Origin of the sequence: Bacteroides propionicifaciens DSM 19291 = JCM 14649 (assembly GCF_000375405.1) — a bacterium.
Taxonomy (GTDB): domain Bacteria; phylum Bacteroidota; class Bacteroidia; order Bacteroidales; family Bacteroidaceae; genus Bacteroides_E; species Bacteroides_E propionicifaciens.
Map to the genome: position 1 here is coordinate 1 of NZ_AQWS01000002.1, position 25408 is coordinate 25408.

The 25408-nt window shown below is 34.3% G+C and carries 22 protein-coding genes, 1 tRNA gene and 1 pseudogene; 14 read left to right on the plus strand and 10 right to left on the minus strand.

The features are described from left to right. The 6 genes from B091_RS0100675 to B091_RS12915 all read left to right on the plus strand — a co-directional run. The coding region (locus B091_RS0100675; RefSeq protein ID WP_026166271.1) for an integrase core domain-containing protein at window positions 1-250 on the plus strand (250 nt) is incomplete at its 5' end. A 53-nt stretch (window positions 251-303) separates the two neighbouring features. Beyond that, window positions 304-1227: a hypothetical protein gene (locus B091_RS0100680; RefSeq protein ID WP_018108074.1), complete on the plus strand. Its 924-nt coding sequence runs from the start codon at window positions 304-306 to the stop codon at window positions 1225-1227. A gap of 167 nt (window positions 1228-1394) precedes the next feature. Further along, entirely contained in the window at window positions 1395-1715 is a 321-nt protein-coding gene (locus B091_RS0100685; protein WP_025069339.1) for a helix-turn-helix domain-containing protein, read from the plus strand. 107 nt (window positions 1716-1822) lie between these two features. Next, window positions 1823-2224: a hypothetical protein gene (locus tag B091_RS0100690; RefSeq protein ID WP_244847778.1), complete on the plus strand. Its 402-nt coding sequence runs from the start codon at window positions 1823-1825 to the stop codon at window positions 2222-2224. 118 nt (window positions 2225-2342) lie between these two features. Beyond that, on the plus strand, window positions 2343-3275 hold the full coding sequence (locus B091_RS0100695) for a phage/plasmid replication domain-containing protein (RefSeq protein WP_025069338.1): 933 nt from the start codon (window positions 2343-2345) through the stop codon (window positions 3273-3275). 296 nt (window positions 3276-3571) lie between these two features. Then, window positions 3572-3700, plus strand: a complete 129-nt coding sequence (locus B091_RS12915; RefSeq protein WP_018108078.1) for a hypothetical protein — start codon at window positions 3572-3574, stop codon at window positions 3698-3700. A gap of 235 nt (window positions 3701-3935) precedes the next feature. On the opposite strand, the gene B091_RS0100705 is transcribed toward B091_RS12915, so the two are convergent. Continuing rightward, a tRNA-Leu gene (locus B091_RS0100705) sits at window positions 3936-4019 on the minus strand. A gap of 147 nt (window positions 4020-4166) precedes the next feature. Between B091_RS0100705 and B091_RS0100710 the strand changes: the two genes are divergently transcribed. Then, window positions 4167-5249, plus strand: coding sequence for a mannose-1-phosphate guanylyltransferase (locus B091_RS0100710; protein WP_018108079.1), 1083 nt, complete (start codon window positions 4167-4169; stop codon window positions 5247-5249). Window positions 5250-5304: 55 nt separating this feature from the next. Here B091_RS0100710 and B091_RS0100715 read toward each other — a convergent pair whose 3' ends face one another. The 3 genes from B091_RS0100715 to B091_RS0100725 all read right to left on the minus strand — a co-directional run bounded on the left by B091_RS0100715 (window position 5305) and on the right by B091_RS0100725 (window position 8892). Then, complete coding sequence (locus B091_RS0100715) at window positions 5305-6078, minus strand: radical SAM protein (RefSeq protein ID WP_018108080.1); 774 nt, start codon at window positions 6076-6078, stop codon at window positions 5305-5307. Between the two features lie 61 nt (window positions 6079-6139). Beyond that, window positions 6140-8152: a ComEA family DNA-binding protein gene (locus tag B091_RS0100720; protein WP_018108081.1), complete on the minus strand. Its 2013-nt coding sequence runs from the start codon at window positions 8150-8152 to the stop codon at window positions 6140-6142. A gap of 212 nt (window positions 8153-8364) precedes the next feature. Then, window positions 8365-8892 carry an RNA methyltransferase gene (locus tag B091_RS0100725; protein WP_018108082.1) on the minus strand — a complete coding sequence of 176 codons (528 nt, stop codon included), beginning with the start codon at window positions 8890-8892 and terminating at the stop codon, window positions 8365-8367. Window positions 8893-9356: 464 nt separating this feature from the next. On the opposite strand from B091_RS0100725, the gene nadA reads away from it, so the two are divergent. Continuing rightward, window positions 9357-10295: a quinolinate synthase NadA gene (gene nadA / locus B091_RS0100730; protein ID WP_018108083.1), complete on the plus strand. Its 939-nt coding sequence runs from the start codon at window positions 9357-9359 to the stop codon at window positions 10293-10295. An 86-nt stretch (window positions 10296-10381) separates the two neighbouring features. Here nadA and B091_RS0100735 read toward each other — a convergent pair whose 3' ends face one another. Both B091_RS0100735 and B091_RS0100740 read right to left on the minus strand, forming a co-directional pair. Further along, window positions 10382-12844 (minus strand): YfhO family protein, encoded by a 2463-nt coding sequence (locus B091_RS0100735; protein ID WP_026166273.1) that lies wholly within the window; start codon window positions 12842-12844, stop codon window positions 10382-10384. 3 nt (window positions 12845-12847) lie between these two features. After that, the gene (locus tag B091_RS0100740) at window positions 12848-14212 is read right to left on the minus strand and encodes an adenosylhomocysteinase (protein ID WP_018108085.1); all 1365 of its coding nucleotides are present in this window, start codon (window positions 14210-14212) and stop codon (window positions 12848-12850) included. A 206-nt stretch (window positions 14213-14418) separates the two neighbouring features. Here B091_RS0100740 and B091_RS0100745 point away from each other — a divergent pair, with 206 nt between their 5' ends. Further along, complete coding sequence (locus tag B091_RS0100745; protein ID WP_018108086.1) at window positions 14419-15465, plus strand: 4-phosphoerythronate dehydrogenase; 1047 nt, start codon at window positions 14419-14421, stop codon at window positions 15463-15465. Here the strand turns inward: B091_RS0100745 and purN are convergent. Beyond that, window positions 15436-16020, minus strand: a complete 585-nt coding sequence (purN, locus tag B091_RS0100750; RefSeq protein ID WP_018108087.1) for a phosphoribosylglycinamide formyltransferase — start codon at window positions 16018-16020, stop codon at window positions 15436-15438. The two genes, B091_RS0100745 and purN, sit on opposite strands and share 30 nt — an antisense overlap. Before the next feature lie 151 nt (window positions 16021-16171). Between purN and B091_RS0100755 the strand changes: the two genes are divergently transcribed. The 5 genes from B091_RS0100755 (at window position 16172) to cysS (ending at window position 21944) form a co-directional block, all read left to right on the plus strand. Then, window positions 16172-16408, plus strand: a complete 237-nt coding sequence (locus tag B091_RS0100755; RefSeq protein WP_018108088.1) for an acyl carrier protein — start codon at window positions 16172-16174, stop codon at window positions 16406-16408. Window positions 16409-16425: 17 nt separating this feature from the next. Then, the gene (gene fabF / locus B091_RS0100760; RefSeq protein WP_018108089.1) at window positions 16426-17688 is read left to right on the plus strand and encodes a beta-ketoacyl-ACP synthase II; all 1263 of its coding nucleotides are present in this window, start codon (window positions 16426-16428) and stop codon (window positions 17686-17688) included. A gap of 4 nt (window positions 17689-17692) precedes the next feature. Further along, entirely contained in the window at window positions 17693-18586 is an 894-nt protein-coding gene (rnc, locus tag B091_RS0100765) for a ribonuclease III (protein ID WP_025069337.1), read from the plus strand. 349 nt (window positions 18587-18935) lie between these two features. After that, complete coding sequence (locus B091_RS0100770) at window positions 18936-20450, plus strand: GH3 auxin-responsive promoter family protein (protein ID WP_018108091.1); 1515 nt, start codon at window positions 18936-18938, stop codon at window positions 20448-20450. An 18-nt stretch (window positions 20451-20468) separates the two neighbouring features. Next, complete coding sequence (gene cysS / locus B091_RS0100775) at window positions 20469-21944, plus strand: cysteine--tRNA ligase (RefSeq protein WP_018108092.1); 1476 nt, start codon at window positions 20469-20471, stop codon at window positions 21942-21944. Window positions 21945-22010: 66 nt separating this feature from the next. Here cysS and B091_RS11600 read toward each other — a convergent pair. From B091_RS11600 to B091_RS0100790, 3 genes and pseudogenes are all read right to left on the minus strand, one after another. Then, a pseudogene (locus tag B091_RS11600) lies at window positions 22011-22508 on the minus strand (DUF169 domain-containing protein); the annotation flags it as partial. A gap of 113 nt (window positions 22509-22621) precedes the next feature. After that, on the minus strand, window positions 22622-23479 hold the full coding sequence (locus B091_RS0100785; protein WP_018108094.1) for a DUF3108 domain-containing protein: 858 nt from the start codon (window positions 23477-23479) through the stop codon (window positions 22622-22624). Then, on the minus strand, window positions 23442-25316 hold the full coding sequence (locus B091_RS0100790) for an Ig-like domain-containing domain (RefSeq protein ID WP_018108095.1): 1875 nt from the start codon (window positions 25314-25316) through the stop codon (window positions 23442-23444). The genes B091_RS0100785 and B091_RS0100790 overlap by 38 nt, the downstream gene beginning before the upstream one ends. Between the last annotated feature and the right edge of the window lie 92 nt (window positions 25317-25408).

A 25408-nucleotide genomic window follows, 5' to 3' on the forward strand; every position in this document is an offset into this window, starting at 1 on the left:
TATTGTTCAGTCAATGAGCAGAGCTGGGAACTGCTGGGATAATGCAGTGGCAGAAAGTTTTTTCAAATCACTGAAAACAGAATTGATTTATGGCACTAAACTCGTGGGAGCAAAACAAATGAGAAGTAAAATATTTGAATACATCGAAATATGGTACAGAAAGCAAAGAAGACATTCTTATCTAGACTATCAAACCATTGAAGAATTTAACAACAAATACAGAGAACAGAATATTAATAATGTCGCTTAACTAGTTGTGCGAAAAAAGTTAGGAACTCCAGAGTGGGGCTTTATAACTAGAGTATGAAAAAACAATTATATGAATTGACAGTAGAAGAGTTTACCAGGCTCTTACTAGATTATGAAGAAGAGTATACCTTAACTTTAAAAAGTTATTATAATGATAGTAAAGATGAGCATACCCTAGTTGGAACGTATGAGCAATTATGTGATGCAACAATAACACACCCCCAACTTCACCAACAGATAGAAGACACTTTGTTTGATTATAGATTAACTTTAAATGAATTAGATATATACAATTATCTGGAGTTTACAACAAAAAACTTTAATACTGATAGGGTAAAGATTGTATTAGATGAAATGGAATGTTTTTATCTTCTTACTTATACAGAAGATATTGATTCTAAAGTTGTGGATTATTATATTCAAGAGAATATAGACATACCATATCTTGCAAAACAAGACTATACAACAAATAAAGGAAAACACTTTACTAGAGAAAAAAACACTATTCCTAATTACTCTAAAATGAGAGGTGTTGTATATCCATTTAGAGAGTATTCATATCATAAAGCTATACACCTTTTAAAATCTAAAATAGAAATAAATAAGAGTAGCAAAAAGGCATTAATATCTACCATACCAAAAGAACTAGACACTCCTAAAGCAAAAGAATTATTAAATCAAGCCGTAAATAAGGGCTTAATATCCAAACTTGAAACCTGCTATCGATGGAATGATAATACTGATAATCCTATTCAACTTCAAGCATACTTTGCAGAGAAAGCTAATGATTACTTGGATTTAAGAAAAAGTAATAAAAAAACTATTTGGAAACCATTTAAACAGCTATTTGGTATAGATACAACTGATAGAAAACTAGAAACGGCTAAGAATGATTACACAAAAATATATGCAGATTTTACACCTAATGGATGTGATGAAATAGATTTATTCTTTAGTGAACTAAATATACCACAATAGGGCATATCAATCTAAAATATGAGGGTATAATATTTATTACACTCTTTTTTATTGCCCTTTTGTATGCCCTACGTATGCCCTACGTGGGGTTACTTATTATTCATTAACTTATATGTTTGCCCTTGTTAGCTAACAAATAACAAGTAATAACAATAAATAATATGGTTATGGATAATGCAGATATAACAAACGTAATACAACGGTTTGAAAAAGGTTTTAAACAGCTTTACAATAACATTAATTTAATTAAGCAAAACAGCAAAGAAGTACTAACCCTTAAAGAAGTAGCAGACTATACAGGACTTTCAAGAAGCTATTTATATAAGCTTACTATGAGGAAAGAAATACCTCATTATAAACCAAATGGGAAACAAATATATTTCAATCGCCTAGAACTTGACAAATGGTTGCAATCTAACAGAGTATCAACACAAGAAGAGTTAGCCCAACAAGCACAAACCTATTGCATGAAAGGGGGTAGAAAATGATTACCCCAAAGATTGAATTATATGCACGGTTTGATATAGTACCCAATATAAAGACCCCTAAATATACCTGTACACAAATAGCAGGATATTATCCACCTATGGAGCTGATGAAAAATAAGAAAGGAGAAATCTTATTTTATATGCTACCTAGTAGAAGCAAAAAAGTAGATGCACCACCATACAAACTACAAGGCAAAAACAGCTTAAATTTCACAGGCCTATACCACTTCTTTATAGATGGTAAGATGAGTGATGTATGTACAGGCTATCCTAGTGATAAAAAACAATATGGAAAAGCGACGGTAAGAGATAACCCTTTCTATGAGTATAGAAATGATGCTTATTTGATATTGTTGCATCAAGGTAATAGAACAGATGTACCTAGTTACTTTGAACTAATCATTCTTGAAAATGCTAAGCTATTAATAGATGCTTATAGAAAGCAGTTATTAATGGGGGGCTTTGATGATGCTTTAAGGCTATTAAGAGAACAGGCAAAAACACTATAAATAGAAAAGGGCTTTACTACTCTACAGTGTGAGTTAAGTATATACTTCTAATAGTATAGAAAAAAAGTAAAGCCCTTTAATCTAATAAGGTGGTATTCTTTACCAAAATATGGTTTATATGTATGATAGGATTAAGATGTTTCAGTATGGGCTATATAATAACGTTGCACAGCACTTAAACAATACTAAAGACATAGTAAATAGAGATACAGGAGAGGTTATAGGCTATAATGGTAGATTAGAGAACTTGAATATATCAGTTTATAATAGTGGGGTTTCAATAAAAGGTAGTTTAGCTAAGTTTATGTATAAAGACAACATGATTAGCCTCAACAAAAAGACTACAAAAGAGGCTATTTGTAAGCTATCAGACACTTTAAAGATAAATATTGATGAGGCTAAATTAAGTGAGCTTGAATTTGGTGCAAACTTTCTAATGAAGTACCCTATAAATATGTATTTAGACCTACTTAAAGAAGCCCCATACTTAGAAGCTTTAAGAACAACTAAAGACACTCTATATTTTAGGTCAAAAGGTAAAACTAAAAGCTATACAGGTAAAAACAATAAAGTACTTTGTTTCTATGATAAAAATAAAGAGGTTGAAAATAGAAAGGGTTTGATACCTAGTGTATATGCTAATCAGAACGTTTTAAGGTATGAGGTTAGATATAATGGCAGACTATCAAGACAACTGAAAACTACTGATATAACAGCTAATAGACTATATGCTGATGACTTCTATCAACTTATGAAGAATAACCTTACCAATAACTATAATTCAATAGTCAAATCAAATTATATAATGAGCGATGAACAAGAAATAAAGACCGTTTCAGATGCTTTAAAGTATATGATTGCAAACTCAATTGATGAGCATAAAGCTAGGTCTATAATGCAAGGTTTAAAAGATGGGAATACATTAAAGTATCCTAGAGATTACACTAGACTAAAAAGCAAATTTAATGAAGTAACATCAATGACAGCACATAAACCTAATCAAGATTTAGCTAAAGAGCTAGACGATGAGATAAAGAATATTATAGCATAGCCTATTAATCTTATGGTTAATTGACGGTAAAACGACGGTAAACAGAGGTAAGAACGGCAAGGTAACGGCAATGGTAAAGTTAGCAAGTCCAGGGTATGGGGTAGGACAATATAAATGTTAATTATTTAGGTATATGATACCATCTAAAAATTTATATCATTTTTTTTCATCAAATCTAAAAGAGTGTTTTACCTATACTCTATAACTGTACTCATAGAAAGTATTTCAATTATCAATTGAACCTTTTTTAGCCGTTTTAAGGCAATTATAATAATATAAAGGGGGAGATTAGGGCGATGGCAAAACAATATAAAAAGAAGAAAAAAGAGTTTGATTTAGATAAGTTTGGTAAAGGTTTAGAAAAAACATTTGATGAAACCATAAAGGATATAGTAAAGACATTAAAAGGATTTAGCAATGAATAAATCAATTCTATTTGTCAAGTCATAGCAAACGTGTAAGAAGACTATTGAATAAATTTATTATATTTGAAGTATATAAACCTATGGGGTTATTTGTATGAGTGCATACAGGTAGCCCCTTTCTTTTTAGATGAGCTAAAATAGCCTAATAAGCAGTGTTCTGTTGTTACTTTGTCCCTAGTTTGTCCACAATAAATAGCAAACCCCTCTAAGTCAATAACTTAAAGGGGTTTTAAAGTGCCCAGACCCGGGATCGAACCGGGATGGAAGTGAATCCACTGGTGTTTGAGACCAGCGCGTCTACCGATTCCGCCATCTGGGCATTGCGTGTGCAAAGATACTTTATTTTTTTATTCTACAAAGGATATGAATAAAAAAGTAGTAAGAATATTCTTCTTAATAATCTTAATCCTTTTCGAATATAAAAAATAGCTCTATTTTAGCAGTAAACTAATATTAAAGTGATATCATGATTAGTAAAAATAGCTACTGTGTTATTATGAGTGGCGGCGTAGGAAGCCGTTTTTGGCCCTATAGCAGAAGAGAAAAGCCAAAACAATTTCTAGATTTCTTTGGAACAGGAAGATCCCTACTCCAATTAACATTCGATCGATTCAAGAAGATTATACCCTCAGAGAATATTATTATTGTTACAAATGACCAATACCTTACGTTGGTACAAGAACAAATTCCTGAAATAGACAAGAGCCAAATCTTATTGGAACCCACACGAAGAAATACAGCTCCCTGTATTGCTTGGGCCTCCTACCACATAAAAGCCATTAATCCAAATGCGAATATCGTAGTAGCACCTTCAGACCATCTGATTTTAAAAGAAGCGGAGTTTTTAGAGTCAATCACAAATGGTCTAAACTATGTGAGTAATAATGAGCATTTACTCACTTTAGGGATTACCCCCAATAGACCTGAAACAGGATATGGCTACATACAAATAGCCAATCAGATTGAAGATAATTTTTACAAAGTGAAAACATTTACCGAAAAACCTCAACTAGAACTGGCAAAGGTATTTGTTGAAAGTGGTGAGTTCTATTGGAATTCGGGACTTTTTATTTGGAATGTTAATTCAATTATTAAATCAATTGAAAAGCATCTACCCGAAGTATCCTCCAAGTTTGAAGTAGGAAAAGATATTTATACTACCCCAGAAGAGACTGAGTTTATAGCAGAAGCATTCCCAGCTTGCCCCAATGTATCTATTGACTTTGGAATAATGGAAAAAGCTGATAATGTTTATGTTACTCTAGGAGATTTCGGTTGGTCCGACTTGGGCACATGGAGTTCGCTATACGATCTATCAGAAAAAGACGAACAACAGAATGCTGTAGTTCAAGGCGATACCCTACTCTACAATTCAAAAAACAACATAGTTGTCCTCCCCGAAGGAAAACTAGCAATTATCGATGGTCTAGAAAATTATCTTATTGCTGAATCGGACAATGTCTTAATGATTTGCAATAAAGACGACGAGCAAGCCATTCGCAGATACGTAAGCGATGCACAGTTAAAGTTTGAAGATAAATACATCTAAAACTAGACCGCTAAATAAGTAAAAAGGATTACCAATTGGTAATCCTTTTTTATGCTTAATAAGATATAGAAACACCAAACCCTTCTTTTTCTAATAACACTCCTATAGAGTCAAGCTCATCTTTTGTAGCTTTTTCAAGACCTTTAGCTGGAGTTTCTCGATCAATCGTGTATATCATAACCTGACGTGGGCCGATCTCTTTGAGTTGGGCAATCCAAGGTTCAACAAACTCTTTCCCTGTATTATTAATTTTGACTCCCTGATATTCACCTTTAAGAAACATCGTCTGAATTATTAATTGACCCTCAAACTTTTTCATTAGCTCAATGGTCGAAGCAATGTCATAACTACAGTTTGGTTGATCAACCAAACTAATAAACGGTAAATCGACTGTATCGAGCTTTAGAATATTATTATCTACTCGAGCTAAAGCTTTAAAAGTAGCTTCCCGATGTAAAAACGTAGCGTTACTCAAAACACTAACCTTCGCATTTGGAGCATAGCGATTGCGCAAGGTAATTGTATCGTCAATTATCTCAGCAAACTTGGGGTGAATAGTAGGCTCACCATTACCAGCAAAAGTTAATACGTCAGGGAGTCTATTTTCACTGGCCATAGCTTGCAATTCTTTTTCCAAAGCAAGGGAAACCTCTTCACGTGTAGGTAATGTCAATGATGGGCGGTGATCTTTATTAAAACCACACTCACAATAAATACAATCAAAAGTGCAAACTTTACCGTCTGAAGGTAGAAGATTTATACCCAAAGAGATTCCTAATCGTCTTGAGTGTATTGGTCCAAAGATTGGAGATGGATAAATTATAGTCATAATACTTAGCCCATTTAATGTGTTAATACAAATATAAGAAAAGAGAACTAAGCAATAAAACTTAAAATTTAAATCTTCCCATAATACTTAAATCACTTCTCTTGTTACCTATAGTTTTGTCAAGCCCACCACCAATAAAGTTTCTATCGCTATAGCAAGTCATGCCGTATTTAAAATATAAAGAAAGTGATTTGTTTATTTTACAATTCATAAGACAAGAACATCGATGACCACACCCGCTAAAAGAACTTATTGATGGGCTATAGAGCAAATTCTTTTCATAAATATATATACGACTATCAAAGGATGAAGTATCAAAATAACTATACTGCAAAGAAAAACCAATAAAAAAATAGGTATAGGTAAGACGCTGAGTAAAAGCGTAACCACCCTCCCTTATAGAGCTATTAACACCAATGTAATCACACATTGTTTTAGATATCAATTTTTTATTAAGTAAATCAATTGTATAGTCAAGATGGATTTTATAACGCTTAAATGGCTCTTGCTTTTTACTTTTAGATTCGCTAATATCCCGAATAGAGCTTTTATAACTTGCCTTAAAGCTGAGTTTTTGGTCCTGATGAATTGAATAATCTAAGGTAAACCCAGTATCAAAACTTTTAGAAGAACTACTAACTCTATAGCGCTGCCAGGGGTAAGAACAAAAATCCAAATAGAGGTTAATCAATAAGGGAGAGAGCTGAGAAGTTTGAATATTTAAGTACCAGCCATTCTCGTTTTTAACACTGGTTTGATTGCCAAATGCTGAAGCAAAATACCCCCAATAGTCATAACTATAAAACCGATAAATGAGTAATAAATCCCAATTGAAGTTGGGTGAGTAATATATTTTATTTAGGAGAGCTATACCTTTTTTACCCTTAGCTATCTCACCCTTAAACATAAGTTTCGAAAGATAAAGGGAATAATCAAAACTCAGGTTATAAAAGTTATTTCCCTGAATATCCCATATTTTAGATTTAAGATTCGAAGCACTCAAGGGACGATTAAACTGATAATAAATACCATTAAACCCCAAGCTAAAATAATCAGCTAAATAAGAAATTCGCTGCCCTAGCGTAAGTAATTTAACATTATGTTTCGTTACGAAATCTTTACTTATTCTATGTAAACCAGTTTTGGATAATGAACGAACTTGATTATCTTTTATAGATCCATCAATAGCAACATGAGAGAATAAACTAGTGAGTTCAAACTTCTTAATTTTGTATATTGATGCAAGACCACGAAAATAATTAGTCTCACTAACTGAGCCGTGTTTAGTAAGCGAAGATCCAGATTTAAAGAATGACTGAATAGCATTCCATTTTCCTCCAAAACGGGCCATCCCTAAGACTAAACCTAAACCAAATTCAGCTCGAAATAATCCAAAGCAGGCAACTTTAATATTGTTTATATTTTTCAACATTAGATAATAAGAACAATGATCGTATCCCCATTTGTTATTCAAAGCAAATAGAGGCTCACCAGAATCCTTCTCACCCACAAAACCAAATTCGATATTTTCATTAAGCTTCCCCTTATACCGAATATTATTATAAACAGCAGGTCCCAGAAATTGAGACTTATCACCAACACGTTTATAAAATGGAATAGATAGCCGGCTACTCAGCTCGTGACTGAAGAACAATTTATCTCCCAACCACTTATTAACACCCATTGTTGATAGCTCATCAACATATACAAAAGGAGTTAACTTAGCCAGTGTTTCTCTATCTAATGCGTAAACAAACTGCAATTCATAAACCGATTTAAACCTTCCCACTCGCTTACGATACTCCAAAATAGCTTGAATCTGTGCTGGAGACAATATGAACAGCTCTGTCAACACCTGGGCATCGACAATATTTAAATCTACCTTATATTTAAGATTATCAACAAGGTCATCAACAGAATATTCTATATCATTATCACCTGAATTATTAGTAAAAATAAGTGATTCTAATTGCGACTCAAGTTCAACGTTTTCACTAAGTGATTGCGATAAACAATTTACACTTATCAACAAAGAGTCAATAAGTATGAACAACCTTAAACGGTTACTTATCATGGTTTAAAGAGATGGTATTAGGTTATATCAACAAGATTATAAACACAATTATAAAATTACTATTTTATTTATTTACGATACCCAAAATAGAGTATTAATTCTAAGAAATATTCAGTCATAACTATATTATAAATAAAAAGTCTATCAACAGTTGTTGATAGACTTTTAGACAATGCTTATTATACACTTTAAGAGCAGTAATAATGTGACTTTTATAGATGAATCTTATTGAAAAGATCCCAAATAACGATTCCTGTAGTAACAGAAACATTTAAAGAGTGCTTAGTCCCGTACTGAGGAATTTCCAAACACCCATCCGAATGATTAATCACCTCTTGCTGTACACCTTTTACCTCATTGCCCATCACAATTGCCAACTTATCATCAGATGGATTAAAGTTGTTGAGCATAGTACTTCCCTGGGCTTGTTCAACAGCATAAACTCGGTATCCTTGCTGTTTTAGCTTATCAACAACTTCAAGAGTAGATGTTGAATATTCCCAATCGACTGATTCTTCGGCACCTAAAGCTGTTTTATGTATCTCGGGATGTGGAGGAATTGAGGTTATTCCACAGAGATAAATTTTTTCAAGCCGAAAGGCATCGGCAGTTCTAAATATAGAGCCAACATTATAAGTACTTCTTATGTTATCTAGTATAACAATCAATGGAAGTTTTCTTGATTCTTTGAACTCATTAGTAGTTAACCTATTGAGTTCTGTTATTTTTAATTTTCTCATATTCTATATATCGCTATAGCAATTCTGCACAAAGGTAGAATAAACGGTTTATATCCCTGTTTATTATTGTGTAAAACCTGACGAAAGATTGGGTATAAGATTTAATAACTACCTCTTGCATTATTCATAATCCCAAGGCTATATAAAGAATATATCAATAACCAAATTAGTTATTAGTAAGTTAAGAACTAGCATTGAACATACTTTTAACCGATAAATTATAGTTCTTGACTAGAAAGTTCTTAACTTTGTCTATTATAAACAAGCTGTTGATTAAATACATTATTTCCCTAGTAATCAGTATAAATAGCCTATTTATATCAGTTCATAAGACTATACATAAGTTTTATATTTAGTTTATAACCTCAAAAGCAAGATAAATATAGTTTATTTACTGACACAATTAACAGCCCATTATCACTATCATATATATTTTAAATTAAAGAAAAGATTAAATTATTATTATGAATGAGCTTATAACTGCCATTAAAGATTTAAAGAAAAAGAAGAATGCAATCATTCTTGCTCACTACTACCAGCGAGGAGAAATTCAAGATATAGCAGATTTTGTTGGTGATAGTTTAGCTTTAGCACAATGGGCTTCAAAAACCGATGCTGATATTATTGTGATGTGTGGAGTACATTTTATGGCTGAAACGGCTAAATTGCTGAGCCCAACCAAAAAAGTACTCATACCCGACCCTGAAGCAGGCTGTTCTTTAGCTGATAGCTGCCCTGCTGATGCTTTTAAAGAGTTTGTTGATAAACACCCTGACCATACCGTGATCTCTTACGTAAACACCTCGGCAGGAGTTAAAGCAGTTACTGATATTGTTGTAACTTCGACCAATGCCAAGCAAATCGTAGAGAGCTTGCCTGTTGATGAAAAAATTATATTTGGACCCGACTATAACTTGGGCAACTATATCAACTCAATTACGGGCCGTAACATGGTTCTTTGGGAAGGTGCATGCCATGTTCATGAACAGTTTTCTGTTGAAAGAATATTAGAACTAAAAAAAGAATACCCCAATGCACTCCTTTTAGCTCATCCTGAGTGTAAAAGTGTTTTACTTAATTTAGCTGATTTTGTAGGTTCTACTTCTGCCCTATTAAAGTACTCAACTAATTCTGAAGTTCAAGAATTTATTGTAGCTACTGAGTCGGGGATTATTCACCAAATGCAAAAGAATTGTCCTACTAAGTTATTTATTCCTGCTCCTCCTAACGACAGTACTTGTGCTTGTAACGAGTGTAGTTTTATGAGATTAAATACGATTGAGAAGTTATATTTATGCTTAAAGAATGAATCTCCAGAGATTTTAGTAGATCCTAAAATAGCTATTGATGCTGTTAAACCAATCAAAAAAATGCTGGAAATTTCTGCTGAATTAGGTTTGTAGTTAAGTGTTGTTTATATACAATATATTATAATAAAAGCCGAATGGGATTCCATTCGGCTTTTATTATAATATGATTTAACGAGTTTCTAATTGACTTTTTGTTGCTTCTTACGATACTTAAGTATGAGTATAATAAATCCTAAGATTAGAATAGTTAATCCTATATAGGCTAGAGTCTCGGTTGTCTTAAGGCTTGTGGGGTGAAAGCTTAATTTAAGCTCGTAGTTACCCTTTGGTAATTCAATTCCACGTAACACGTAATCAGCTCTTATAATTGGGACCTTTTCGCCTTTAATAGTTGCTGTCCATCCAGGATAATATATTTCTGAAAAGACCGCTAAACCTGTTTTAAGTGCGTTTACTGAATAAATCAATTCATTGGGTGAATATTTAGTTAATGTTATAGTCCCCTTAGCGCCACCCTGTATTTTTGAGTTACCTTTAATCTGATCTTTATTGATTATAGCAACCTGCTTTAGGTCAACTTTTCCTAGTGACTCCAACTCTTCATTAGCCGTTTCTACAGTTTTAATATCGGAAACAAACCAAGCATTACCATTGACATTATCATTTTCGATTACCATATTAGCTGTATGCCCAAGGATAAAATACTTGGCATTAAGCATATTGAGTACTGGAGTTTTTTCAAACAGTAACAAGTCAACATTCCCAGGCTTATTTATATTTTCTATGAACTGACTCATTTCTGGTTGAATATAATGCTCTATAAGCTCTTGGTATCTGCGTAGTTTAGCTGCATTATATCCTCCAATACTTTTATGAAAATAGGATGTTGTATTTTCATTAAAGGTGTTTGTAGTAAAATTAACAACCCTATAATTAGGGTCCTTATCATTTAAAATATATTTATCCGCTTCAGTTGATTTAAGTATCATCGATATATTAGACTTAGGAACAAACTGATTATCGTTTAAATATTGTTGATTAACAAACCACATATCGAGTAAGCAAATCGCAATCACTAGCATTATAGTTGACAGCTTATTGATTTTTACCTTATAATATAGGTATAGTGTTGCACAGCCAATAATAATTATTACAAAACTTCTCCAAGCACTTGCTGTAACTATAGCTTTTCTCATTTCTTCAAGGCTCATTACCAACTGTCCTGCTACATTCTGATCAAGTTGACTTAGTGCTATCAGTTCTTGATTTGAAACAAAAGGCCCAGCTAATAATGATGGAGCTATTGCTGTGAGTAATGCTATACCCCCCGTTGCAACTAAACTAATGAGCAGTGGTTTTTTATATAACTCTACGTTTTTACGATCAGCTATTAGTTTAGAAAATCCCAAAATAGCTAATAGTGGTATGATAAATTCAGCTATGACAAGAATTGACGATACTGCTCTAAATTTATTATATAGTGGTATGTAATCTATAAATAGATCTGTTATTGGCATGAAGTTTTTACCCCAAGACAATATTATTGATAGTATAGTTGCAGCCAACAATGCCCATTTGATAGGGCCTTTAACTATAAAACAACCCAATATGAATAGAAACATAACAAAAGCCCCTACATATACTGGTCCAGCTGTAAAAGGTTGATCACCAAAATATTCTGTAATCTGATTATAAATGGATGAAAATTGAGGATTAGCCTTTTTCATAGCTTGCTCATTCTGAGCTATAGGTTTTGATCCACCCCCTTTAAAACTAGGAATTAAGAGCGTTAAAGTTTCATCAACTCCATAACTCCATTGTGTGATATAGGCTTTATCTACGCCACTATTATCAGTTTTATTATCAAAGACTAGCTCACTTTTTCCACGATTAGACTCCTTACTGAGTTGATAAGTGTGGTATAAGTTAGACCCATTAATCACGATGGCTAAGATTCCGGCTGCGGCTAATACCGCTGTTGATTTGAAGAAATCTTTGAGTGTTTTGGTTCGATAAGCTTCAATAAAATAGGCTATTACAATAAATAGAATCACAAATAAAAAATAGTAAGTCATCTGTATGTGATTCGATAAAATCTGCAGTGAGGCAAATAAAGCAGCCAAAAGTCCCCCAAGAAGATATCTCTTATTATAGGCCAGAATAATTCCAGCTATTGTTGGTGGAATATAAGCCAAGGTAATGAACTTCCAAAGATGACCAGCAGCTATTAAAATAAAAAAATACGATGAAAAAGCCCATATTATCCCTCCAAGGCAAGCTATGCCTGGATCTACTTTCATGCATCTTAATAAAATATAGAAACCTAGCATCATTATGAATATGTAACCTACATATTGTGGTAAAAATAGGCGATATACTTTCTCTAAGAATTTGATTGTATCAGTCGATTCGTATGAAGGTGATATTTGGTAGGTAGGCATACCGCTAAAAAGAGTATTGGTCCATCTTGTGCGTTCTCCATTTTCTTCATAATACTCTTTAGCTTCTTGTCCTGCCCCTATTCCAGCTGCTGCATCGTGTTCCATTAATACTCTTCCATCCAATACTGAAGGTAAAAAGTATAAAAATGAAATCAATAAAAATACTAGAACTGCGATTATGTCATTTGCATATTTCTTCATGAATTATAGCGTGTTTTTAGTAAGTGAGGTAATTTGTGCCTCTAATTTATTTAAATGCAATCGTGCAACTTCCTGATCTAATCTGGAGTTTATTGTATGAAATCCTATACTATCTCTCTTATTCTTTAATTCCAGTTGTAAGAGTGTAAGTAATGAATAGGTACAGCTTTTTATAAATGCTAGTTGTGAGGTATCGTATGCCAGATTTACAAGCTTAGCTTCTGCTACGATTAATATACTATTTCCATTTGAAAAATAATATCTTGTCAGGTCAGAACTGACGGGTATCTCTTTTATTTCCGAATCCTCTTTAAGTTTGCTAAGTTCAATCTCTAATTTATTGTGGCCCATGCTACATATTATAGCTTGGTCTTTCATCAGTTTCATGTGATCAAGACTAATGATGTTTTTCTGGCCTGTAGCTGTAATGAATATGTCTGCTTGGTTACATATACTATCTAATTCCACTACTCTATATCCTTGCATAGCAGCTTGTAAAGCTAATAATGGATTTGTTTCTGTTATAGAAACTCTAGCACCATTCATTTTTAATGCTTCTGCACAACCCTGTCCTACTTCGCCAAACCCACAGATGACTACTGATTTACCAATCAAAATGGTTCTAGTTACTGCTTTGATTGCTTCTGCTATGGTTTCCTTACTACTATAAAAGTCATCTATTTTTGATTTTACACGTGAAGAGCTTATTTCATATACTGGTGCTAATAGTTTAAATCGCCTAGCATACTCGTGAAGTTCATTACTGCCTGTTTTTGTAATTTCACTTATAGCTTGAAGTTCTGAGCTTATATGTTGCCAGTAAATCTGGTTTTCGGCTAATACTCTTTTTAAGAAAAGATTCATTTTATATTTACTCTCAAGCTCGTGATACTCATCTAGTATCTCGGGAGTTTTTTCGGCCATATAACCTGTTTGAAGCATTAAGGCTAAGTCTCCTGTTTCATCAATGATATGAGTTGGTCCTTTTTTGTCATTAAATTGAAAACATTTAAAGATTGACCACCAATAATCTTCTATGTTTTCTCCTTTCCAGGCAAATATAGAGATCCCTTTATCAGCAATTGCTGCAGCAATATTATCTTGAGTAGAGTATATATTGGAACAACACCATTGGACTTCGGCTCCCAGAATATTAAGTGTTTCTATAAACACCGCAGTATGCGTTGTTATATGTAATGAACCACTAATTCTCATACCTTTTAGTGGTTTTTTATCTATGTATTTTTTACGAAGAGCCATTAGACCTGGCATTTCTTTTTCGAGCCAACTAATTTCCTCTCTTCCCTTATTAGCCAGGCTTATATCGGCTACTCTATAGGGTAAGTCTGAAAACAAAGATATTGTCATGGATCTTTTAAATTGTTTTATACACAAATATAGGCAATATTATATAAGTAGTTCAAATATGTTTCTTACTATATATGTGTGATACGTATAAAGTTTTGTTCTTTATTTAAGTATTAAAGATTCTGGGTATGGTTTTTATCCTAACTTGAATTGTATCACTCTTTTTTATTTTAAGTTTGTATTATATAATATCAATTAAATTAGATATGAAGATTTTAGTCGATAATAAGATTCCTTTTTTAGACGAAGCTATTAAGGAGCTCCAAGCCGAGATTGTTTTTTTATCGGCTAAAGAATTCACCTCCCAAACTGTTAAGGATGCTGATATTCTAATTGTTCGTACTCGGACCAAATGTAATGCTTCCTTGTTAGAGGGTAGCAAGGTTAAGTTTATTGCTACTGCAACTATCGGTTTTGATCATATAGACATAGCTTATTGTGCTTCACACGGTATTTTATGGCAAAATGCACCTGGTTGTAATTCAAACTCCGTAAGACAATATATACAATCTGCATTGATTCTTTTAAAGCAAAATTATCTCTTTAGTTTAGAGGGTAAAACTTTAGCTGTTATTGGTGTGGGCCATGTGGGGTGCAAAATAGTTGATTTGGGTCGAAGCTATGGTATGAAAGTTTTGATGAATGACCCTCTAAGAGCTGAAAAAGAGGCCGATTTTCAGCATACATCTTTGGATATTATTGCTTGTCAGGCTGATATTATAAGTTTTCATGTCCCTTTGGTTCGTCAAGGTAATTATCCGACCTATCATTTAGCTAATGAAGCATTTTTTAATCAACTTAAAAAAACACCGATTTTAATTAATACCTCTCGTGGTGAAGTGATTGATGGTGCTATTTTAAAAGATTCACTTGCTCGACATACTATAAAGCAAGCAATAATTGATGTTTGGGAGAATGAACCTCATATTGATGCCGAATTGCTTGAAAAAGTTTTTTTAGGTACCCCTCATATTGCGGGTTATTCAGCCGATGGTAAGGCTAAAGCTTCTGAAATGGCTTTACAAGCTGTATCTGATTTTTTAAACTTAGGATTGAAAATCAATATTAATCTTCCACAACCCTTGAATCCTATTCTTGATGCAGATAGTATGGATAGTGCTTATTTAGAAATATATAATCCTGAATACGACAGCCTTAGTTTAAAAGAGCATATTCAGGATTTTGAAGCCTTACGAAGTAATTATTCCCTTCGGCGTGAGTCCCTAGCCTACACTATTCGTGTTGAGCAATAACTTTTCTATGACTTTGGGAAAGTGTTCATATTCTAGTGCATGTACTTTTGTAGCTACATCTTCATAGTTATCTGTAGGGTTAACCTCGCATTTGGCCTGAAATATTATATCGCCTTGGTCGTAGTGTTCGTTACAATAATGGATGGTTATTCCACTTTCTTGCTCTTTTGCTTCTACAACTGCTTGGTGTACATTATCTCCATACATTCCTTTACCACCAAACTTAGGTAATAAAGCTGGATGTATATTTATTATTCTATTTGGATATATATTAATAAGGTAGGCTGGAATCTTTAATAGGTAGCCAGCCAATATAATATAATCTATATTGTATTGTTTTAAAATATTCTTTACAAGTTTTTCATTATTCCAATCTGCTTTATTTAGTACAACGGAGTCAATTTTGAGTTGCTTAGCTCGCTCTAATACAAAAGCATTACTTTTATTTGAGGCAATTAGTCTAACTGAGATTTCGGGGTTATTCTCAAAATATTCCGCTATATTTTGTGTATTTGTACCCGAACCCGATGCTAAAATGGCAAGATTATACTTCATAGTTTATTAGTTTTAATGCACAATAAGTAGTGAAATGTGCAAAAATGTGCATTTAATCAATCAAATGTTTGCTTAGAACAATAAATATTTATTCCTTTGCACGGCAAATTTAAAGAAAATATAATATATTATTAATTTAAAACTAAAAGTTATGTCTGAAATTGCATCAAGAGTTAAAGCGATAATCGTCGATAAATTAGGCGTAGAAGAATCAGAAGTAAAAACAGAAGCAAGCTTCACTGGTGATTTAGGTGCAGATTCTCTTGACACTGTTGAACTTATCATGGAATTTGAAAAAGAATTCAACATTTCTATTCCAGATGACCAAGCAGAAAAAATCACTACTGTTGGTGATGCTGTATCATACATTGAAGAGAACGCTAAGTAATTAGACTTATTATCAATATGGAATTAAAAAGAGTTGTTGTAACGGGTCTAGGTGCCATTACTCCTATTGGAAATACGGTTTCTGAATATTGGGAAAACGCGGTCAATGGGGTTAGTGGGGCCGGACCTATTACACATTTCGATGCGTCTCTCTTCAAAACACAATTTGCTTGTGAGGTCAAAAACTTTGATATCAATAAGATCATTGATCGTAAGGTAGCTCGAAGAATGGATCTCTACTGCCAGTACGCTGTAGCTGTTGCTGATCAGGCTGTTGAAGATGCTGGTTTTGATTTGGAAAAAGAAGACTTAAATAAAATAGGGGTTATTTTCGGTGCAGGTATCGGAGGAATCACCACTTTTGAAGAAGAGGTTGGTTACTACGCCCTAAACAAAGAAAATGGTCCTAAGTTTAATCCTTTTTTTATTCCTAAAATGATTTCTGATATTGCTGCAGGGCAAATCTCAATCATGTATGGATTCCATGGTCCAAACTATTCAACTTGTTCGGCTTGTGCTACTTCTACAAATGCGATTGCTGATGCCTTTAACCTAATTCGTTTGGGTAAAGCTAACGCTATTGTTTCTGGAGGATCAGAAGCTGCAATTTGTGCTGCTGGTGTTGGTGGCTTTAATGCCATGAATGCTTTATCTACACGTAATGATGATGCCCAAACTGCATCTCGTCCTTTTAGTGCGAGTCGTGATGGTTTTGTCATGGGTGAAGGTGGCGGTTGTTTGATTTTAGAAGAATTAGAGCACGCGAAAGCTCGCGGAGCAAAAATATATGCAGAAGTAGCTGGTATGGGTTTATCTGCTGATGCTTATCACTTAACAGCTTCTCATCCTGAGGGATTAGGTGCAAAATTGGTGATGATTAACGCATTAGAGGATGCTCAAATGAAGCCTGAAGATATTGACTATATTAACGTTCACGGAACATCTACCCCTGTGGGTGATATTTCTGAGGTTAAAGCAATCCAATCTGTTTTTGGAGAGCATGCCTACAAACTTAATATTAGTTCAACTAAATCTATGACTGGTCACCTTTTGGGTGCAGCCGGTGCTATTGAATCAATTGCTGGTATTTTGGCTATGCGCGATGGAATTATACCTCCAACGATTAACTTTACTGAGGGTGATGAAGATCCTGAAATTGACTATAGTCTTAATTTCACATTCAACAAAGCTCAAAAAAGAGAGGTTAATGCCGTATTATCTAATACGTTTGGTTTTGGAGGACATAACGCATGTGTAGTATTTAAAAAATACATAGACTAAGATTGTGTTATCAACTATTATAAATAAGATAAGACTTTTATTCTCTACAGAAAAAGAGTCTTATCTTTGTTTTTACAAGATGTTAGGGTTCTATCCTAAGAACCTTAAATATTATAAGCAAGCCCTAATTCATAAATCTTCTACCATAATTGAAGATAACGGTTGCGTGCAGAATAATGAGAGACTTGAGTTTCTTGGTGATGCTGTGCTCGATGCTGTGGTTGCTGACCTACTTTTTTATTATTTCAAGGATAAAAAAGAGGGATTTCTAACTAATACCCGCTCCAAAATAGTTCAACGAGAAACACTTAATCGCTTGGCTATTGAGATTGGTTTAGATAAGCATATTGTTTTCTCAACCAAATCCTATTCCCACAATAATTACATGTATGGTAATGCTTTTGAAGCTCTAATCGGTGCTATCTATTTAGATAAAGGTTATGGGGTATGTCGGAAGTTCATTGAGAGTCGAATCATCGATCAGTTTCTTGATTTAGATAGGCTAGCCAAGACTGAACTCAATTTCAAGTCAAAGCTTATCGAGTGGGGACAAAAATACAAGTATAAAATATCATTTGAGCTTATTGAAGAAATTCAAGATGAGCAATGTAATCCTATTTTTCAGACGGAAGTCTTGATTGAAGGTTTATCTGGTGGAACAGGGGTGGGGTACTCTAAAAAAGAATCTCAACAAAATGCTTCAGCCAAGGCTCTTGATTTATTGAGTGGCTCTACCGAATTTATTGAGGCAATTGCTCATGCTAAAGAAGAATTACTAAAGCTTGTTGACTCTACTTTTCCCATTTCTGAAGAAGAAAATGAAGAAGTCGAGAACCAAGAAGAAGTTTCAGCCTTAAGTTGCTCCGAAGTTTTACCTACTCATCAGGCCGATTCTTAATTCGCTCTTTTTCTGCGTTTAGTTTACATAGTCCGACTTACTTGCGCCATTTTTGCCACCTAGTGGTTTGTCTTCTTTGACCTAGTCGTTTTTTTTTGTCCTTATTATGGTTTTTGGCTTCTTTATTGACAGTTTAAATTGTCAATAAAGATTTATTATGTTTAAAACTGAGTAACTAATACCTTTTAATATTTTTATAAGGCCAATTCAGCTACAATATTCTTATATTATAATCTTGTTGGTTTATCTATACATCTGGCTCGTATAGGGTTAGAATTTAGATAAAATCTTAGAAAAGAAGAATAAATAAGATTACTTTTGCCTTTCATTAATTTGTGTAAATATAAAGATGAGTATTACTAAAATAGTAAGTAAAGTATTCAGTACTAGACTTAAATCAATAGAAAAATATACCAGTCAGGCTGGTGATATTCAAGCTGGCGTATTGAGAAGATTGATTTCTAAAGCTCAGAATACAGAGTGGGGGAAGCTTTACGATTATAAGTCTATCAAGACTTACGAAGATTTTAAATCTCGCATACCGCTTCAGACTTACGAAGGTTTTGAACCCTTTGTAGAACAAATTCGACAGGGTAATCAGCAAGTGCTTTGGCCATCTAATATCCGTTGGTTTGCTAAGTCTTCAGGAACTACCAATGCTAAGAGTAAATTCCTACCCATAAGTAAAGAGTCACTTAAAGATACGCATTATCGTGGTGGACAAGATGTAGTAACACTCTACCTAGCCAATAACCCAAATAGTAAATTCTTTTCGGGTAAAGGGCTTATTCTTGGTGGTAGCCATAGTCCAAACTTTAACTCTAAACATAGCTTAGTGGGCGATTTGTCTGCTATTTTAATCGAAAATATTAACCCATTGGTCAACTTAGTTCGTGTGCCAAGTAAGCAAACGGCTTTAATGGATGAGTGGGAGGCTAAGATTAAAGCCTTAGCCAACGAGACTGTTAATCAAAATGTAACGAATATATCAGGAGTTCCTTCTTGGATGTTGGTGCTTATTAAACATATATTGGAGATGACTGGTAAAACTTCTATCGAAGAGGTTTGGCCTAACTTGGAAGTTTTCTTTCACGGAGGTGTTGCTTTTACTCCCTACAGAGACCAATATAAACAAGTGGTTAAAACAGATAAAATGCATTATATGGAGACCTATAATGCATCTGAGGGATTCTTCGGTATTCAGAGTGATTTCTCCGATCAATCGATGTTGTTGATGATTGATTATGGTGTTTTCTTTGAGTTTATTCCTTTGGAAGATATAGAAAGTGATAACCCTAGAGTTTACCCTCTCGAAGAAGTTGAACTCAACAAAAACTATGCAATGGTAATTTCGACCTCTGCTGGTTTATGGAGGTACATTATAGGTGATACGGTTAAATTCACTAACAATAAACCATTCAAATTTGTTATAACAGGACGTACTAAGCACTTTATTAATGCTTTTGGTGAAGAGGTTATCATTGATAATGCCGAAAAAGCACTGGCTAAGGCTTGTAGTGTTACTGGAGCTCAGGTTCTAGAGTATTCTGCTGCGCCTGTTTTTATGGATGAAAATGCTAAATGTCGTCATCAGTGGGTTGTTGAGTTTGCACATATGCCTGATTCTATTGAGCATTTTGGTCAAGTTTTAGACGATACCCTTAAAGAGGTTAATTCTGACTACGAAGCTAAACGTTGGAAAGACATTGCTTTGCAGCCTCTTGAAATTATTTTGGCTCGCCCAGGTCTGTTTCACGATTGGATGGCCGAAAAAGGTAAGCTAGGAGGTCAACATAAGGTACCTCGATTAAGCAATAATCGCGACTATATTGATAGTATGATTACATTAAATAATAAAAACTAAAATAAAGAAGATATAAACATGGATCATCAACTGAAGATTTACAATACATTAGATAGAGAAAAAGAACTATTTGTACCCCTACATGCTCCTCATGTTGGTTTATATGTATGCGGTCCTACAGTTTATAGCGATGCTCATCTAGGACATGCCCGTCCAGCCATCACTTTTGATATTTTATTTCGTTACTTAACTCACCTAGGATATAAGGTTCGTTATGTGCGAAACATTACCGATGTTGGCCACTTAGAACACGATGCCGATGAGGGAGAAGATAAAATTGCTAAAAGAGCTCGTTTAGAGAAAGTTGAGCCCATGGAAATTGTTCAATTCTACCTTAATCGCTACCATAAAGAGATGGACGAGCTCAATGTACTTCCTCCGAGCATCGAACCGCTTGCTTCGGGGCATATTATTGAGCAAATTCAGCTTGTAAAAGAGATATTAGCCAATGGCTATGCCTATGAAAGCCAAGGCTCTGTCTATTTTGATGTGGTCAAATACGATAAAGATTACCATTATGGCAAGCTATCAGGAAGAAAGCTCGACGATGTACTTAATACTACTCGTGCTCTTGATGGTCAGTCTGAAAAAAGAAATCCTGCTGATTTTGCTTTATGGAAAGCAGCTCAACCCGAACATATTATGCGTTGGCCTTCACCCTGGAGTGATGGTTTCCCTGGTTGGCACTGTGAGTGTACAGCAATGGGGCGTAAGTATCTAGGCGATCATTTTGATATTCACGGAGGAGGTATGGACTTAGTCTTTCCTCACCACGAGTGTGAAATTGCTCAAGCTGTTGCAGCACAAGGAACAGATATGGTTCGCTACTGGATGCATAATAATATGATTACTATCAACGGAACCAAAATGGGTAAATCCTTGGGTAATTTTATTACGCTTCAAGAGTTTTTTACCGGCAGTCACAAACTATTAGCACAAGCCTATAGCCCAATGACTATTCGTTTCTTTATTCTTCAGGCCCAATACCGAAGTACTGTTGATTTTAGTAATGAAGCATTACTGGCCTCAGAGAAGGGTTTTGAGCGCTTGATGGATGCCGTGTCAAGAATGGAGTTAATTACGCCTTCAAAGAGCTCTAATGTGGATGTGTCTGACTTAGAAGCCAAGTGCTACGAGGCAATGAACGACGACCTGAATACACCTATTGTAATTGCTCATCTTTTTGAAGGTGCTAAGATTATTAATAATATCATTGCTGGTAATAATACCATTACTGCCGAAGATCTTGATAAGCTTAAGGGAGTGTTTAATTTGTTTCTTTTTGAGCTATTGGGAATGAAACCCGATGCCAATGCTTCGGGTAAGCGTGAAGATGCTTATAGCCAAGTTGTAGATATGTTGCTTGAGCAACGTCTGATTGCTAAGCAAAACAAAGATTGGGCAACCTCAGATAAGATTCGTGATGAATTAGCTGCTTTAGGTTTTATTATCAAAGATACCAAAGACGGTACGGAGTGGAAACTTACAGTTTAATTTCTCAGTATTCACATATATAATAAATAGGCTTAGGGATTATTATTTCCTTAAGCCTATTTTGTTTTATTCTGAGTCTACAATTCGATCTCTAATTTTCCCCCAAGCATGGGTGTCGAATAGTGAACTTTCTCTCATGGTGTAATACATCTCTTTAAGCCTACAAGATGGAATAACAAAGCTCAAGTGGTTCTTGTGCATATGGGGCCGAACAGAGGGGTCAAATAGGCCGAGAAAAGTTCTTCTACCTTGTTTTTTGTTTTCAGTTACTGCATTTGTTACCACAGCAGAACAACCCGAGCCAAATAGAGTAGTAACCGCCCCATCAGAATTATTATCAAAATAGGCCCAAGTAGCCAATCCTGAAATTATATCGGGTTCTGCAAAAAATACAAGGGCTTCGATATTATCAAAATCATCTACTTTATCTATTCTTGCAAACGTTAGATATTCTTTTTTTGCTTTCTCTACACCCAAGTGTTCTATAAAATCGAGTACCATCTCGGGTGTTTGTTTGTATCGCTCTTTTATCGATACAAAATTAGGGACATGGACAGGCATTTCTAATAAAAACACTTACATCCATAATACATCTCTTTAGTTCATTAATACGCCTTATCTAATATAGCTAATTAATTAGTTGTTAGGTAATAGGTATGTATATAATTTTTATCAGTTTACTTCTTTACAATAGACTCTAAGGGATATCTCTGTCCTTTGAGGCTACTCAAAATAACTTGAGCTGAACCAAAGTTCAAGTTAAAGTCTATTCGTATCGGTAGATGGTTATGGTCGTCGGTAATGTAAAAAGTGATGAGATCTTTCTCTTTATTCTTTTTAGTCTTTGATACTAAGCCAAAAACATTACATCGGAATGTAGTCCTATTTTCTGTTTTGATATTTTCAGTTCCTCTGAACTCCATACTGATATTATCTATTCTTCGTCCCGTTGCCATAGGAAAATTGATTCGATCTCCTTTTTTGTACTTCTTAAAATCGAGTGAGCGAGCTTTTGCAAGAATACTAATCATGTCGTAAACACATTCATCTTGTTGGGTTGATAGTTTGGTTATGCTACCATCTTTATGTGTTCTTTGCTGATCTACTTTGACTTTATTATTTTCATAGCTGTAACTTGCTTCGTCGATGGTGTATCTTTTGCCCTCTTCGGCAGCTTTTTTATAATATAGAGGTACCATGTCGTGGTCAATGACAGAGACCAAAGTATCTCTCATCTTAAAAAACACATCTGCACTGTTGTTCGTAGAAGCTAGAAGCTCCATTTTATAGGCTGGCTTGCCATCTTGTGTAACCGCTGTTGTGGTATATGTTGCATCTCCAGCTTTTTTCCAGACTAATCCCCAATGAAAGAATAGATCGTATTTAATTTCTTCACCCTCTTTAATAGCTGAATTAACCAATTTACACTGAGCTGAGCTAGGCGTTAGGTTAAGGCTTAGGAATAGTATGAGCAGCAATGAGCTTAGTTTTCTGCTTTTACCTCCTTCGATTTGGTTTATTATTTTTTTTATCATCGTCAGGTTTCTGTTTTTTAAGTTCGTTAAGTTTTTGTTTAGGTAATGGAGTTTCGGTCACATTCCAATCCTGATTAGTTGTCCAATTGGCTTTGAATTCAATAAATTGTGGGTAGTAATATACATCTTCTGGTTGTATATTCTTCTCAAAATCTCCCGTATCCCATTTTCCATTATTATTTGTATCAATAATAATTCTAGCACTGTATTTGCCAGGGTTTAAATAATAGAACGCAGCATTTTTTGTTTTGAAATCTACATCAACAGTTCTAACCACTTTATCAGAGGTATCTAAGAGCTCTACAAAAGCATGAATTTCAGGATTATAACCAGTAACGTTAAATATAACAGTTCCGTATTCATCGAGTTTCTTAACCTTAAATTCTTGTCCAAATGCATCAGAACTTACGTCATATATGTTTTTAAACGCCAAGGAGTCTAACTGAAGTTTATAGGTTTGACCAGGTGTCCAATTATAAAATATATTATATCTCTTAATGTGGATACTATCTTGTTCAAACTCATAATCTTTTATGTCTTCCCATATGGTATCGTTCTTCTGTTGCAGATGAACTTTAGCTTTGTCATAACTCTCAATAGGTTCGTCGAAAGCAAAAGAAACATAGTCGTAAACGTCTAAATTAGACGGTATGTCCGCTGCAATTTTTAGATGCTTAATGATAGGCTCTTCCTCTTTTTTATCTTTTTTCTTCTTTTTAGGGTCTATCACTTTATGCTTAAACATAAAACGTAGGGTATCTGTTTTGGCAACTAGCTGATTTAATGTATCTGTATGTTGATAGTCGAGTTTTACAAATAGCGTATCTTGATTATAAACTAGTGAATCTTTGATCCAATAGTTATAAATAGTATCTACTGGGTGTGTGTAGTCGGCTATTAAGGTAGATGCATCAAAGTTTAGGCCTGTTAGCTTGGGTTGTTGCTCGGGGTATTCAGAAAAATAGAGTGTTAGTTTATTCTCAATAGCTCGTTCAAATTTAACTAGGTATTGATTATAAAAATTCTCCTCGAAGGCACGCAAGATTATATCATCAGGTAGAAAATGTGTATAGTTACGTGTATAGATTGAATCGATCGTTGTGGTATCTTTCCAAATTGTATCTTGTTTGATTCGTTCTTCGAAAGTAGGGATATATATAGAATCAGAAAAAGCTATGCGCTCACTTTTTTGTGAAAACACATAGTTCTGATCTACATCTTGTAGGGCATAAATCCTGTACTTACCTGGTGCAATTCCATGGATAGTATATTGACCTTTTGAGTCAGTCCTTGCCACACGAATGAATGGTATATCTGTAAAGGCTGAGTCAGCTAGGTTCTTGTGTAGCCCAACAAGTATATTTTTAATCGGTTCTAGGTCTTTTGCCGCTAAAACCACCCCTGACATCGCAAGCGTGTCAATTTGTTCACCTGTAGAGAATGTGAAGGTGAAATCGCCCAAGGCATTTCCTTCATTATTATCTACAATTGCTTCTCCAAAATCTATAGTATAAGTTGTATTAGCTTGTAGGGTGTCTTCAAGTACTATTGAAACTCGTTTACCTAAGGGTTTGATCAAAGGTTGCTTGAGCTGCGGAGGAGAAACTACTATTTTTTCATTTGCATTCTCTAGTTTAATGAATTCATCAAAATGAAGAATGATCTTGTTCTTATTTACATTCGTTGCATGCATCTCGGGGGTACTACTAACAAACTGTGGTGGATCTTCGTCAATTGGACCGCCATCAGGTCTTCCTATGCTTGCGCAAGAATATAAGAGTATCATGGTGGCAATTAGTGATAGCATGACTTGGTATAGATGTATTTTCTTCTTCATATTGGTAAGTGATATTACACAAAAATAAGTCTTATCTCTTAATAATAAAGGATTGTCCTGATAATTTATTCATATAGTAGAAGAAACAAAAA